11 protein-coding genes are annotated in these 14,812 nt (G+C 64.2%); 3 read left to right on the forward strand and 8 right to left on the reverse strand.

The window, feature by feature from the left end; genetic code table 11:
* Positions 1-84 precede the first annotated feature (84 nt).
* Positions 85-384, forward strand: coding sequence for a hypothetical protein (locus I5R65_RS01040; RefSeq protein ID WP_196871889.1), 300 nt, complete (start codon positions 85-87; stop codon positions 382-384).
* A gap of 46 nt (positions 385-430) precedes the next feature.
* On the opposite strand, the gene I5R65_RS01045 is transcribed toward I5R65_RS01040, so the two are convergent.
* The 7 genes from I5R65_RS01045 to I5R65_RS01075 all read right to left on the reverse strand — a co-directional run bounded on the left by I5R65_RS01045 (position 431) and on the right by I5R65_RS01075 (position 11,793).
* Positions 431-2,953, reverse strand: coding sequence for an EAL domain-containing protein (locus I5R65_RS01045; RefSeq protein ID WP_231395025.1), 2,523 nt, complete (start codon positions 2,951-2,953; stop codon positions 431-433).
* A gap of 280 nt (positions 2,954-3,233) precedes the next feature.
* The gene (locus I5R65_RS01050; RefSeq protein WP_196871890.1) at positions 3,234-4,415 is read right to left on the reverse strand and encodes an acyl-CoA dehydrogenase family protein; all 1,182 of its coding nucleotides are present in this window, start codon (positions 4,413-4,415) and stop codon (positions 3,234-3,236) included.
* 168 nt (positions 4,416-4,583) lie between these two features.
* Positions 4,584-7,145, reverse strand: a complete 2,562-nt coding sequence (locus I5R65_RS01055; RefSeq protein WP_196871891.1) for a cation-translocating P-type ATPase — start codon at positions 7,143-7,145, stop codon at positions 4,584-4,586.
* A gap of 278 nt (positions 7,146-7,423) precedes the next feature.
* Positions 7,424-8,845 (reverse strand): bifunctional enoyl-CoA hydratase/phosphate acetyltransferase, encoded by a 1,422-nt coding sequence (locus tag I5R65_RS01060; protein WP_196871892.1) that lies wholly within the window; start codon positions 8,843-8,845, stop codon positions 7,424-7,426.
* 101 nt (positions 8,846-8,946) lie between these two features.
* Positions 8,947-9,714: an enoyl-ACP reductase FabI gene (gene fabI, locus I5R65_RS01065; RefSeq protein ID WP_196871893.1), complete on the reverse strand. Its 768-nt coding sequence runs from the start codon at positions 9,712-9,714 to the stop codon at positions 8,947-8,949.
* 1 nt (position 9,715) lies between these two features.
* Positions 9,716-11,389 carry an alpha/beta fold hydrolase gene (locus I5R65_RS01070; RefSeq protein WP_231395071.1) on the reverse strand — a complete coding sequence of 558 codons (1,674 nt, stop codon included), beginning with the start codon at positions 11,387-11,389 and terminating at the stop codon, positions 9,716-9,718.
* 74 nt (positions 11,390-11,463) lie between these two features.
* On the reverse strand, positions 11,464-11,793 hold the full coding sequence (locus I5R65_RS01075) for a TraR/DksA C4-type zinc finger protein (protein WP_196871895.1): 330 nt from the start codon (positions 11,791-11,793) through the stop codon (positions 11,464-11,466).
* 320 nt (positions 11,794-12,113) lie between these two features.
* Here I5R65_RS01075 and I5R65_RS01080 point away from each other — a divergent pair, with 320 nt between their 5' ends.
* Positions 12,114-12,569: a hypothetical protein gene (locus I5R65_RS01080; protein WP_196871896.1), complete on the forward strand. Its 456-nt coding sequence runs from the start codon at positions 12,114-12,116 to the stop codon at positions 12,567-12,569.
* 27 nt (positions 12,570-12,596) lie between these two features.
* The gene (locus I5R65_RS01085; RefSeq protein WP_196871897.1) at positions 12,597-13,247 is read left to right on the forward strand and encodes a BON domain-containing protein; all 651 of its coding nucleotides are present in this window, start codon (positions 12,597-12,599) and stop codon (positions 13,245-13,247) included.
* A gap of 67 nt (positions 13,248-13,314) precedes the next feature.
* Here I5R65_RS01085 and I5R65_RS01090 read toward each other — a convergent pair whose 3' ends face one another.
* Complete coding sequence (locus I5R65_RS01090; protein ID WP_196871898.1) at positions 13,315-14,697, reverse strand: LLM class flavin-dependent oxidoreductase; 1,383 nt, start codon at positions 14,695-14,697, stop codon at positions 13,315-13,317.
* Positions 14,698-14,812: the final 115 nt, after the last annotated feature.

The following is a 14,812-nucleotide window of genomic DNA, read 5'->3' on the forward strand; positions in this document are numbered from 1 at the left end:
TGTTGCCGGGCTTGCAATCAGGAAACGCCTGATGGCGCGCACTTGGTCGCCGTTCTATCGTGAACCCATGATAAGGAGGAGACCATGTGTACCAACGCCATGAGCATCGCGCGCCGCCATCTGGGCATCATCGTCCGGCTGTGCGACATGTCCGAACAGGATGAACCGGTCGCCGAACTGGTGCGCGCCACCGTCAGGAACTGCCTGCTGGCGATGCAGACGGCCGGCACCGAACCGGCCGAGGCCAGCGAGATCATCGGACAGCTGCTGCAGCATGAACTCGCCAGCGTCCCGGCCGACCGGGACAAATACCGCAAGGTGCTGGAAGCCGCCCACCTGCATGCCGAATACCTGATGCTGGCCGATCGCAGCGCCGCCCACTGAGCACCGCCGCTGCCGGTCGCCGGCCATCATGGCCAATCCCGTGTGATCAATAGCTTCCGTCGAACTGCTCGGCCGGTACCGGCTTGCCAAACAGATAGCCCTGGTAGCGGGTGCAGCCCAGTGCCGCCAGGAATTGCTGCTGCTCGCGGGTCTCCACGCCCTCGGCAATGACTTCCAGGCCCAGGGCATCGGCCAGGGTGATGATGCTCCTGGCGATGGCCACATCGCTGGGCGTCGCCAGCAGCTCACGCACGAATGACTGGTCGATCTTGAGCTGGTCCAGTGGCAGTCGCTTGAGCAGCGACAGCGAGGAATAGCCGGTACCGAAATCGTCCAGCGCCAACGTCAGCCCATGGCGCTTCAACTCCAGCATCTTGTCGATGGTGGATTGTATGTCCTCCACCATGGCCGACTCCGTCAATTCCAGCTTGAGGTGGGCGGCCTGTGCGCCGGTCTTCTCGATGGTGCGCAGGATGTCCTGCACGAAATCCGGCTGGCGCAGCTGGAGCGCGCTCACATTGACCGCGATGACCACCGGCGGACGATTGCCGTTGTCACTGCCGTTCCAGCGCACGGATTGGCGGCAGGCCTGCTCGAATACCCAATGGCCCAGTGGCAGGATCAAGCCCGAGGCCTCCGCCACGGGAATGAAAAGGCCAGGCGAGACCTGGCCCCGGAACGGATTGTGCCAGCGCGCCAGCGCTTCCACGCCGATCAGGCGACCAGCCTGGTCGCGCTGCGGCTGGTAGTGCAGGCTGAACTCCCCATTCTCGATGGCGCGGCGCAGGTCGTTCTCCAGGCCGGTGCGAAAGTGCAGGGCTGATTCCATTTCCTGGTTGAACAAGCAGAAGGTGTTGCGTCCCGCTTTCTTGGCCGCATACATCGCCAGATCACCCTGGCGCAGCAGGTCCTGCACGCTGGCATGCGGGTCGCGCATCAATGCCACGCCGACCGAGCAGGTGGCAAAATGCCCGACGCCATTGAAGTCGAAGCGTGCTTCCATGGAATCGATGATGCGCTGGGCGAACCGGCTGGCCAGCAGTTCGGCATGTTGCGGCGGCAGTGCATCGAGCAGCACCACGAATTCGTCCCCGCCCAGGCGCGCCACCATGCCGGTGCGGCCGATCAGATTCTGCAGACGCTGCGCCACCTGCTGCAAAAGCTGGTCGCCAACGGTGTGACCCAGGGCATCATTGAGGTCCTTGAAGTTGTCGACATCGACAAAGAACAGTGCCCCCACGGTTTGACCGCCGTCTGCCGGCTGGCCACGGTAGCTGGCAAGCTGGATCTTCTCCAGCAACAGGCGGCGGTTGGGCAGACCGGTGAGCGGGTCGTAGAAGGCCAGTTGACGGGTTTCCTCCTGCAGGCGCTTCTGGCTGCTGATATCCAGCAGCGTGCCCACATAATGACTCACGCCACCGGCCGGATCGTTCACTGCGGTCAGGGTGAGCACGGCGTGGAACTCGTCGCCACCCCGACGCTGGACACACAGCTCGCCCTGCCATTTCCCCTGACTTTGGATCAGGCGCCACAGGCTGGTCCGGAAATCCTGGTCTTCCTGTTCTTGACGGCAAGGAGGCATCCCCTGTGCATCAACATCAAGGTCGGCCTGCCGATAGCCGGTCAGTTCGGTGAAGGCGGCGTTGACATCGAGCACGCTGCGATTGGCGCCCATGACCCAGATCGCTTCCGAGGAATGGAAGGCCGCCGCGGCGATGCGCAGCGAGGCTTCGCTTTGCCTGAGACTGGCGGTGCGCCGGGCGACTTCCCGGCGCAGATAGACGGCGATGAACAAGGCGCAGACCAGCAGGGCCAGGGCGCCTCCCAGCAACCACCACATATACATCGGTAGCGAGGTCGCGCCGCGGCCCCACTTGCGCAGGATATCGAAGTAGATGGAGCGCGGATCGGCCTGCCACTGTGATAGGGCACGGTCAATGGCCGCCAGGGTCTCGGGCGGCTGTTGCTTGCTGCTCGCGAAGAACAGCTTGACCGGCTGGAACACGATGCTGGTGTCGGCCAGGCCATAACGGTCGGCCAGCATGTCGCCGGCCTGCTGGCTGGCGATGATGCCATCGATCTGGCCAGCAGCGGTCATGCGGAAACCTTCTTCCACACTCTTCAACGGCACCAGGGTGAGCCTGATCCCGGAATTGTCCATCAGGGTGCGGAAATAACCGGACTGCACCGAGCTGTCGAGCAGACCGATCTTCTTGCCCTTGAGGTCGAATACCGAGTCAATCACCACTGCCCGGTTGCGGTACAGGATGGACCAGCTATAGAGCGCCGGCACGGCCGAATACTGCAGCACTTTTTCGCGCTGCTCGGTCCATGCGACATCGGGGAGAAGGTCGATCTGGCCGTTTTCCACCCATTGCAGGCAGGTCTGCCATTCGCAGGGCTGGAAACGCAGTTGCCAGCCTTCATGGGTGGCGATCTGGCGCAACAGGTCGATATGCAGGCCCGAGGCGGTGCCGGCACTGTCGAAGAAGATCTTGGGTGGATTCTGGTAGACGCCGACGGAGAGTACCTTGGCCTGGCTCGCGGAAAGCGTCAGCAGGCAGCACAACAGGAGCAGGAGGTGCCATGGATGCCAACGACGCCACAGAGGCCAAACTCTGCGCCGCACGCGCACTGCCACACTCTGGCCCGGCTGCCTTGCCTCTGTCGCAGGCGGATTGCTGGCCGACATGTTTGCCACAGCGATGTGTTCCTTATTTGGTTTTTTGTCTACTTTATAGAACATCAAACCAAATTGGAACGTTTACCGCCATTGCCAGTTACGTCGGTTTGTCGGCATCAGCCGGGGCAAGGGGAAAACGCGGGGCGTAGCGTGAGCCCCCGCGCGTTCAGAAGAATCCCTGGGTCGGCAGGCGGACCTGGTTCGCGCTCAGGTTGCCCAGTGCAAAGGCCTTGTGCGAGGTCGGGTTGTGGGTGGAGATGGTGCGGATGTTGCGCCAGTGACGATCCAGATTGGCCGAGGTGAGGGTGGCCGAGGCTCCGGCGATGTCGAACAGGGCCGTGGCGGCGTGATGGGCGATGCGATCCACCACCACCTTGGCGCGTGCGGCGGCAGCGGCGGCATCCTGCAGGCGGTCATCGGCATCGGCCGCATTGCTCTTCAGGGCGGCATAGGCGCGGTCGGCCTCGCTGGCGGCGGCCAGCACGATGGCGCGGGTGGCGAAGGCATCGGCATCGCGTTCGCCCAGGGCGCTCAGCAGGATAGGGTCATCGGCCGCCGCCGGCGTGGGTGCGTAGTAGTAGTTGCGCTTGCGTTTGGACAGCAGCGCGCTGGCGTCGCGTGCCACTGCGCTGACCACGCCGGCTATGACCGCCGTGAGGAACAGTTGCGCAATGGTCGAGCCCAGCACCGCCTGGCGCGCTGGTACCTGATCCGGCAACAGCACTTCGTGCGGGGCCACCAGGACATTCTCGAAGTTGGTGGTGCCGCTGCCGGTCAGGCGCTGGCCCATGCCGTACCAGTCGTCCACGGTCTGCACGCCTTCGCGCTGGCGGGGCAGCAGGACCACCGCGCGGCGGCCGTCTTCCACCGACACCGTCACGTGCAGCCAGTCGGCGAAGAGCGAACCGGTCGAATAGAACTTCTGGCCGTTGAGCACATAGTGCTCACCCTGGCGGACCAGACGCGTGGAGAGCACTCCGGTGCCGCCGATCTGCGCCTGTCCCAGTTCGGTATGGGAGGCGCCGATCAGGTCGCCGGCACGCACGCGCTCGCGCAGTGCGGCCACGCTCGGATGTTGCAGCGGTGCGTTGAGCACGCGTTCCAGGGCCACATGGTGATTGCGCCAGATGTGAGCGATGTTGGGGTCGGCCGCACCCAGTTCGATGGCGGTCTCCAGGGTCTGCACGAAAGTGGCGCCACCGCCACCGTACTCGGCGTCGAGTCGCCTTGCACCGAAGCCGGTGGCCTTGATTTCTTCGATCAGGGCAAAGGGTTGTTCACGCTGTGCATCGCGCTGGGCGGCGCCGTCGGCAATGCGCTGCAGGAGGTCGGAGGGAAGTGTGCTCATGAGGTCGATGGTGTCCGGGAGAATGGATGCCGCAGGCCGGATGGCCGGGATGAGCACATCATAGAGCCCCGGGCAGGCAAGCCAAACTGCGCATTTCGCATTAGCTTGCTTGGGCCAGTCATATGCGACCGATGTGGCCGATGCGACAGATGCGGCGGACACCAGCGCTCAGTTTTCGCTTACGGTGGGTGGAGAACGTCTGAACCGGGCGATCAGGAACTTTGCGCATTCATAAGCAGGGAAGGCAAGGACGCCCCAAGCAAATGCCATGACAAGCTCAGGCAACGGCAATGACGAGAAATGGAAGGCCTCGGTCAGTGCCGGAACGTACAAGGCCGCCAGCAGCATGGTCACGGCGAGCGCCGAAATAATCAGTGCCGCACCATTGCTCGGATAGAGCGCCTGCAGGAAGTGGCGTCCAGGGGCCAGCGCCGAAAACATCAGACTGAGATTGAGCACGACCAGCACGATGAACCCGGCAGCACGGGCCTGACCCGGCGCGAGTCGTTCCAGAAACCAGGCATAGCCGCAGACTGCGAACGCCAGGGCCAGACCGCCCTGCATCACTGCCAGCAGGAGGGTGCGCGCTTCCAGCAGCGGCGCGTTGCCGTCGCGACCCGGCGCACTGCGCTCGCTGCCGTCCGTTGCCGCATTCTCAAAGGCCAGCGTACAGGCAGGGTCGACGATCAGCTCCAGGAATGCAATCTGCATCGGATAGAGGATCAAGGGCCAGCCGCAGATGACAGGCAGCAATGCCATGCCGGCGATAGGCACATGCATGGACAGGACGTAGGTCATCGCACTGCGCATTCTGGAAAAGATCCGCCGCCCCGTCAGGATGCCCTCCACGATGGAGGAAAAGTTGTCGTCCAGCAGGATCAGCGAGCCGGCTTCCCTGGCGACATCGGTACCGCGCCCTCCCATGGCGATACCAACATGCGCGGCCTTGAGCGCAGGCGCATCGTTGACGCCGTCGCCGGTCATGGCGACGATCTGGCCGTCGGCCTTCAGTGCCGCCACGATGCGCAACTTCTGCTGGGGCGTGATGCGCGCACAGACACTGGTGCTGCGTAGCCGGCAGGAGAGTTCGTGCTCATCCATGGCCTGGACCTCATCGCCCAGCAAAATCCGGTCGGCACTGATGCCGGCCTCTCTCGCAATGTTCTGGGCCGTGCCAGGATGGTCGCCGGTGATCATGATGACCCTGATCCCGGCCTGATGGCAGGCCTGGATCGCAGCCGGTACGGCCTCTCGCAGTGGATCGGCCAGTGCCAGCAGGCCGAGGTAGCGCAGTGCGAAGCCGGTCTGCGAGGCCGGTAGCGGACCGCTCCAGTTGCAGCTGGCCACGGCGATCACGCGCAAGCCGTGGCTGGCCAGGTGCAGGACATCGTGCTGCATCTGTTGCACTTCTGCCGGCGCCAACCCACACAAGGATGCAATCGCCTCCGGCGCCCCCTTGGTCGCTACCAGCAAGGGGGTGTCTGCATCGCCTTTCCAGACCAGCGTCATCGCCCGCAACTCGGGACTGAGCGGGTATTCCTGCAGCAGCTGCGTGGCCGCTGGCGGTGCGAAGCGTTTGGCGCTTTCCCCGGCCAGCTGATGAAAGGCCTTCTCCATGGGGTCGGTGGGACGCTGGCTGCTCGCCAGGGCTGCGGTTTCCAGCAGCGTGCGCCACTGCGGCGAGGTGATGCCGACGTCGCTCTCATCGAAGTAAAGATGGTGCCCGGCGCTCATCGCCTGTACGACACGCATCCGGTTCTCTGTCAGCGTTCCGGTCTTGTCGGTGCACAGGACCGTGATCGAACCCAGGGCCTCGACCGCCGACAGGCGCCGCGTCAGCACATTGGCCCGCGCCATGCGCCATGCCCCGATGGCAGGAAAGACCGTGAGGATGATGGGAAGCTCTTCCGGCAGCAGCGACATCGACAAGGCGATTCCCATCAACAGGGCCTCGGTCCAGCGGCCATGGGCATAGCCTTCGAGAACCACGAGAAGGGCGCTCAGTGCCAGGCCGGCTACGGCAAACACCTTGACTGCACGAGCCACGTGCCGCTGCATCGGGCTCGGTTCCTCGACCAGCTCATGGAGCAGACTGCTGATCTTTCCCAGTTCACTGCGGGCGCCTGTAGCGCTCACCCGGGCGATACCACTGCCTCGTACGACCAGTGTGCCTGATCGCACCAGCATCGCGCTGTCGGTTTGCGCAGGGGAGGGCTGATGCCATTCGGGTGTCGTTGGTGGGCCGCGCTTTTCCACCGGGCAAGCCTCTCCGGTCAGCAATGATTCATCGATCTGCAGATTGGTAGCCTCAAGAACGTCCGCGTCTGCTGGCACCCGGGCGCCTTCCTCCAGAAGGATCAGGTCGCCCCGCACCAGATCCTGGCTGGGGACGCGCACCGTCCGACCCGCGCGGATTACCAGTGCGGTGGGGCTGTTGAGCACGCGCAGGGCGGACAGCGCATGCTCGGTCTTTCCCTCCTGATAGAGCGTCAGCCCCACGGTGAGCGCAACCATAAACAATAACAACAAGCCTTCGCGGAGATCGCCCAGGACCAGATAGATGGTAGCGGCCGACAGCAGGAGCACGAACATCGGCTCCTTCAGAACATTGATCAGAGCCCGTCCCATCCGGCGCCGTTCGGATGTCAACACGTTCGGCCCGTCCTCGGCAAGCATGCGCGCTACTTCGGAAGGAAACAGGCCTTGGTAATCATCCTTCGACTCTCGCATCCGAACCTCCCTCGATGTGCATAGCGATACTGCTTCGGCCGATTTATCTGATCTGCATCAGTTCTTCGTCGCGCATGCCGCCCATCATGGACGGCAGCTATTTCGGCTCGGGCGCGGTTCCTGCCCTGGGTCACCGACGTCAGGACAGACAATGCGAATGTTGGCTATTTCACTATTGGCGAGCATGGCACTCTTGATCATCTATGTCGTTTTCTACTTCGTCGTTCAGTACGTCGTTCAGGACTGAACGTCAAGGCAGAGGATACTTGCCTCTCCCATCAAGGCGGGATGGCCCGGTAGTGCTGCGCAACCAGGCGCGCCACGGCGCAGGAGGCCAGCCGTGTTTCGCGTGAATCGGCGCGGCTGGTCAGCACCAGCGGCAGGCGCGCGCCGAGCACCAGGCCGGCACTGACGGCGCCACCCAGATATTCCAGTTGCTTGGCCAGCAGATTGCCGCTTTCCAGATCGGGGACCATCAGGATGTCCGCTTGTCCCGCCACTTCCGAGACGATGCCCTTGACCCGTGCCGATACCGGCGAGACCGCGTTGTCGAAGGCCAGCGGGCCATCCAGTACACCGCCGGTGATCTGCCCGCGATCGGCCATCTTGCATAGCGCGGCAGCGTCCAGCGTGGCCGGCATCCTCGGATTGACCGTCTCCACCGCCGCCAGGATGGCAACCCTGGGCAGCTTGACGCCAATGGCCTGGGCCAGGTCGATGGCGTTGCGGATGATGTCGGCCTTTTCTTCCAGCGTCGGTTCGATGTTCACGGCCGCATCGGTGATGATGAAGGGGCGCGGGTAGGAGGGCGTCTGCATCAGGTAGCAATGGCTCATGCGGCGCTTGGTGCGCAGCGCCGGGCTGGCCACGACGGCGCTCATGAATTCGTCGGTATGCAGGCTGCCTTTCATCAGCATCTCCACCTGTCCCTGGCTGGCCAGCTCGACTGCACGTGCCGCTGCCGCGTGGCTATGGGGAACGTCCTCAATGGGGAACGCGGAGATATCCAGCTTCTGCTGCGCGGCCAGGGCCAGCAGCTTGGCCCGGGGCGCCACCAGCACCGGCAGGATGATACCGGCGGCATGGGCGTCCAGTACCGCCGACAGGCTGGCCGCATCGCAGGGATGGACGATGGCGACCTTGACCGGCCCCAGCTGGCGCGTATGGTCGAGCAACTGTTGCAGCTCGCCATTACCCATCTTCATGCTGACTTCCGGCAAGGTGGTCCGGCGTCGCACGATGGATTCGGTGGGCGCGATGACGTCGGCCTCGCCTTCGATCACGATGACGTTGTCCTGATTGACGCAGGCGCATTTGAGCGTCAGCCGGTGCCGGGCCTCGTCACGTGCGACCACGGTGACGCTGGTCTGCAGCGTATCGCCGATGCGTACCGGATGCAGGAACCGCAGGGTCTGGCCGAGATAGATCGTGCCTGGCCCCGGCAGCCGGGTCCCAAGCACGGCCGAGATCAATGCGCCGCCGAACATGCCATGCGCGATCAGTCCATGGAACCGACTTTCCTTGGCGAAGGCGGCATCCAGGTGCTGGGGATTGGCGTCACCGGAGATGACGGCGAAGAGCTGGATGTCGGCCGAGGTGAGCGTGCGGGTGATGGTGGCAGTGTCACCGATGGCGATTTCCGCGAAGACCCGGTTGCGGATCAGGCCGAGCAGATCGTCGCTGGCGTGCGTTTCTGTCATGTTGGCGGGGCTGCCTGATGATGCTTCGGTCATGGTGTCCTCGGCTTGGAATGGGCCGGAGCGGAGTCAGCGATGCGGCGCTCACGCTTGCCCGGGGTGGCTCATGCGACGATGTGATAGCCCGCATCGACATACAGGGTGTTTCCGGTGATCACGCTGGACGCATCGCTGGCCAGAAAACTGCACAGGTCACCGACGTCGTCGATATTGGCCAGCCGGCGCAAGGGCGAACGGCGCGCCGCGTCGGTCAGGAACTCCTCGAAGCAATTCAGCCCGGAGGCCGCCCGCGTGGCCAGCGGCCCCGGCGACACGGCATTGACCCGGATGCCAGCCGGGCCCAGGTCGCTGGCCAGATAGCGCACGCTGGCTTCCAGCGCCGCCTTGACCGGTCCCATCATGCCGTAGTTGCTGACGACCTCGTCGGCACCGACATAACTCATGGTGATCAGGCTACCGCCATTCTTCATCAGGGGTTCCGCCAGGCGCGCCATGCGGATGAAGGAATGGCAGGACACGTCCATTGCCTTGGCAAATCCCTCGGGCGAGCAATTCACGACGCGGTCGTGCAGATCCGCCGCCGGTGCGAAGGCGATCGAATGCAGCACGAAGTCGAGCCTGCCCCAGTGCGTCGTGATCAGTTCGAAGAGATGCTCCATCTGGCCGGGCTGACTGACATCCAGCGGGCTCATGATGGTGGCCTGCACCTGATCCGCCAGGGGTTCCACACAATGGCGCGCCTTGTCGTTGAGCCATGTCACGGCCAGTTCGGCGCCGGCCGCGTGCAGTGCACGCGCACAGCCCCAGGCGATGCTGTGCTTGTCGGCGATGCCCACCACCAGGCCTTTTTTTCCTTCCAGCGAAAGCACCATCCTATTTCTCCATGATGTAGGCTCCGGGCGCATCGTCCATCCGCCCGGCTTTTGCGCCGCCCAGACGGGGCGGGGTGGTGGGCTCGCCCGAATGCTGCGCCAGCCAGGTTTGCCAGGCAGGCCACCAGGAGCCTTCGGTGACGGGCGTCTCTGCGGCCCATTGATCGGGCGGGCAGTAGGCGCCACCGGCTGGCCGGGTACGCATCTGGAACTGGCTGCGCGGATGCCCCGGCGGGCTGACGATGCCGGCATTGTGGCCGCCGCTGACCAACACGAAGGTGATTTCCGCCGGGCACAGATAATGCAGCTTGAAGACCGAGTGCCAGGGCGCGACATGGTCGCGGACCGTTCCCACCAGGAATACCGGGGTGTTGATGTCACTGAGCGCGACCGGCTTGCCCTCCACGGGATAGCGGCCTTCGCTCAGATCGTCATCCAGGAACAACCGGCGCAGGTATTGCGAATGCATGCGAGCCGGCATGCGGGTGGCGTCCGCATTCCATTCCATCAGGTCGCTGTTGCGGGCCGGCGTACCCATCAGGTATTGGCCGATCACGCGTGACCAGAGCAGGTCGTAGGAGCGCAGCATCTGGAAGGCGGCCGCCATCTGTGTCTGGCTGAGCGTGCCGGCCTCCTGCATCTGGGCCTCCAGCAGGCTGATCTGGCTTTCGTCGATGAACAGGCCCAGTTCACCCGGCTCGCTGAAGTCGGTCTGCGCCGCCAGCAAGGTCAGCGATGCCAGACGCGGATCGCCGTCGCGTGCCATCGCGGCCGCAGCAATGGCCAACAGGCTGCCACCCAGGCAGTAACCGGCGCCATGCACTTTCTGACCGGGGACGATGCGGTTGACCGCGTCGAGGGCGGCATGCAGGCCGGCGTTCAGATAGTCGTCCATGCCCAGGTCGCGGTCTTCGGGACCGGGGTTCTTCCAGGAGACGCAGAACACCGTGTGACCGCGCTCGACCAGATAGCGGATCAGCGAGTTCGCCGGTGACAGGTCGAGGATGTAGTACTTCATGATCCAGGCCGGAATGATCAGCAGCGGCTCCGGATACACCGCCTTGCCGGCCGGGGCGTACTGGATCAATTCCATGATGTCGTTGCGCAGGACCACCTTGCCGGGCGTGATCGCCACGTCCTTGCCGGGCAGGAAGCTGCGATCAGGGTTCGCCGGCTGTTCCAGCAGCAGACCGACCATGTCGTTCATGCAGTTCTGCAGACCAGTCAGGAGATTGTCGCCGCCTTGTTCCACGCTCACACGCAGCACTTCCGGATTGGTCAACAGATAGTTGCCGGGAGAGAATATGTCCAGTATCTGGCGCGCAGCGAAATTGACCAGATCGGCATGATGCTTTTCGACACCCCAGACGTCCCGCGTGGCGGCATTCCACCATTGTTCGGTCAGCAGGAAACCCTGGTGCCACAGGTTGTAGGGCCAGCGTTGCCAGTCCGGCGCGGCAAAGCGGCGGTCGGCGACCGGCAGGTCGGAAGCCTGGGCGTGGGCACTGCCCATGTAATGCAACAGGCGGTTGCCCTGCTGCAGGGCCAGGCACAGTAATTCAAGGCGCTTTCCGGGGGAGACGGCCAGGTGCGCAGCCCAGTCGATAGCGGCCAGCAATCCCGACGCCAGCGACAGCGAGCCGCTGGAACGCGCCAGGGCTGCGTGCACCTGCATGTCCAGGCGCTCGGTCGGCGTAGGAATGACAGCCGTCTGCAGGGGCAGTGGCCAGGTTTGTCCGTGCGTGTTCATCAGGCGGCCCTGGGGTGGCGACGTTCATGCAGCTGCTGGCAGGCCAGACAGCGTTTGGCCGTGGGATAGGCCAGCAGACGCTCGACCGCGATATCGGCCTCGCAATCTGCGCATAGTCCATAGCTACCGTCCTGCATGCGCGATCGTGCCTGGCTGATGTCCTGCAATTCATGCAACTCCTGGTCCGACATCACTTGCACGATGGCGGCCCGCTCCGGACCTTCTTCGTCGATGAAGTCGGCTGCCTGCATGCGCTGGCGCAGTGAATGTTCGGCGTCGTCCAGCTGGCTGCCAAGCCGGACCCATTGGGTGGGGGAAATCTGTCGCATGGCTCACTCCATGAACTGCACCCGATGCCCATTGACCGGGATTGCATGGGGCAACTGTGCGCCATGGCCTGGCCCGGCCTACTGATGTAAGTCAAGGCCAGCCAGCGAGGCCCTGTCGGGTCAGTGCAGGAACTTGACTTGCATCAGTTTTGCATCCGATGCCTGGCGCAGAATCTTCATATAAGGATCAGACTTGCTGAACATTGTGGGCGCCGGTGCTGGATGATCCAGCCCGGGCCCCGGCAAGCGACGCTGGAAAGGCAGGCAATGACCTCTGGCGTTCTCGATCGGGCATTGCCAGATTCTGGAAAGGAAATCCCATGCGCCTCCCCAACATGGACAACTACGCCGACTTCTGGCTGGGCTACGCCAGCCATCAGATCGAGGCCGGCGTCGAACTCGGCGCCACCACCCTCGCAAGCATGAGCAAGCTCTATGACCTGGATACCAGTTTCCTGCGCCGCGAAAGCGGCAATGCAATCCTGCTGGCCAAGCAATGCGTGGAAGCAAGAACCCCGGTGGAAGCGGCCTCGATGATGGCCGAACGCTGGCGCAGTGAGATGCAGGAAAGCGCCGTCTTTGCCGGACAGCTGGTCGAGTGGCTGGCCGAACTCAGTGCCAGGCTGAATCACGCCACGCAACAGCGGATGGCGGGGTTGAACGGCCAATATGCGGGCTATCTGAACAGTGCCAGCTCCGGCGCCAACAGCGTACCGGCTGACGGCAAGCCAGCAGACAAGACCACGAACAAGGTCGCCAGGAGCAAGGCCGGCTGAAGCGCAACTTCTCAAGGGAGCAGGGCGATGAAAAGCGACCATCAATTGCGGCAGGAAGTCATGGACGAACTGGCCTGGGATAGTGCCTTCGACGACAACCGCATCGGCGTGGAGGTGGTCAGCGGGATCGTAACGCTGACCGGGCATCTCGACAGCTACGCCCAAAAGTATGCGGCCGAACGTGCCGCCTTGCGCGTGGGTGGCGTCAAGGGGCTGGCCGTGGAGATCGACGTACACCTGCCCGGCGCCAGCCAGAGGACGGACAGCGAGATTGCCGCCGCGGCCCGCCACGCCATCGAATGGAATGTGCTGTTGCCGAAGGAGGGCCTCCAGATCAAGGTGGAGCACGGCTGGATCACCCTGTCGGGCCAGGTCCGGTTCGACCACCAGCGCGAAGCGGCCGAACAGTCGCTCCGCACTCTCTTCGGCCTGATCGGCATCAGCAACCTGATCACGGTGCAGGCCAGCGCCGCACCGCGCGACATCAGGAACAGCATCGAAACAGCCTTGCAACGGCGGGCGCACATCCAGACCACGGCCCTCTATGTGGGCGTGAACGACAAGGTCGTCACCCTTACCGGCATGGTCGGCTCGCTTGCCGAACGGCAGGAGGCTTGCCGGGCGGCGCAACATACGCCCGGCGTGGAGCGGGTGATCGACAACATCGTCGTGGTGTAGCGCCTGCCGCAAACGCGCTCACGATGGGAAGGGCAGCTCCGGCAGCTGCCCTTCCTGATCCCCGGGGCTAGGCGACCTTGGCGCCCGCGTTCTCCTGAAGGGCGGGCTTCTGATGCGCTGGCCTGGCCAGCCCCAGGTTCTCGCGCAAGGTCCGCCCCTCGTACTCGGTCCGGAACAGGCCGCGCCGGCGCAGTTCCGGCAACACCAGCGCAATGAAATCGTCCAGCCCCGCCGGGTGCGCCGGCGACATGATGTTGAAGCCATCGGCGCCACCGTCGCGGAACCAGGATTCGAGCAGGTCGGCAATGTCGCCCGGCGAGCCCACCACCTGCTGGTGACCACGCGCGCCGGCGATGCGCAGGTAGGTCTGGCGGATCGACAGGCCATCGCGCCGGGCCAGGTCCACCATCAGTTGCTGGCGGCTCTTGGCGCCATTGGTGGGCGGCAGCTCGGGCAAGGGACCGTCCACCGGATAGGGGGAGAGATCGAAGCTGACCATCTGCGACAGCAACTGCACGCCGACCTCGACCGGAATCAGTTCCTGCAGAGCCTGGAACTTGTCCTGCGCCTCGGCCCGGGTGGGCGCCACCACCGGGAAGATGCCCGGCATGATCCTGATCTCGTCCGGGGAGCGGCCATAGGCGGCGGCACGCTGCTTGATGTCGGCATAGAAGCTGCGCGCTTCGTCGAAGGTCTGGTGCGCCACGAAGATCACTTCGGCGGTCCGCGCCGCCAGATCGCGCCCGGCCTCCGAAGCGCCGGCCTGCACCACCACCGGACGCCCTTGCGGTGAGCGGGCCACGTTCAAGGGACCGCGCACCGAGAAATGCTTGCCCTGGTGGTTCAGCACGTGCAGCCTGGCCGGATCGAGATAGCGGCCGCTCTCCTTGTCGCGCAGGAAGGCATCATCTTCCCAGCTGTCCCAGAGCCCCGTGACGACCTGATGGAATTCGGCGGCACGCTCATAGCGCAGGGCGTGGTCCAGGTGTTTGACGAGATTGAAGTTTTCCGCTTCACCGTCACCACTGGAGGTGACCAGGTTCCAGCCGGCACGTCCGCCACTGATCTGGTCCAGCGAGGCGAACTTGCGGGCGATGTTGTAGGGCTCGTTGAAGGAGGTGGAGGCGGTGCCAATGAGGCCGATGCGTTCGGTCACCGCCGCCAGCGCCGAGAGCAGGGTGAGCGGCTCGAACTGGTCGGCCCGCGCCGTGCGTGACAGCGAGGCCAGATCGCGGTTGCGTACGCCCACCGAGTCGGAAATGAAGATGGCATCGAACTTGGCGGCCTCGGCCTGGCGCGCCAGTTCGACGTAGTGCGCGAAGTTGCTGCCGGCATCGGCCTGGGCGGCGGGATGGCGCCAGCCGGCGATGTGGTGGCCGGTCTGCATCAGGAAGGCGCCCAGGGCAAGTTGGCGGTTGTGGTGGCGCTGGGGGAGGGAGGTGCTGCTCATGGCGTGTTCATCATTGAAGGTGGGCTCAAGCGATCTTGCCGGGGGCAAGCGTGGCAGGCTGGGTGGCGATGTCGGCAATATCCGGGGGCATGAGGGTTCCGGTGCGAGAAAGAAC

The organism is Herbaspirillum sp. AP02, assembly GCF_015767275.1.
Lineage (GTDB): Bacteria > Pseudomonadota > Gammaproteobacteria > Burkholderiales > Burkholderiaceae_D > Herbaspirillum.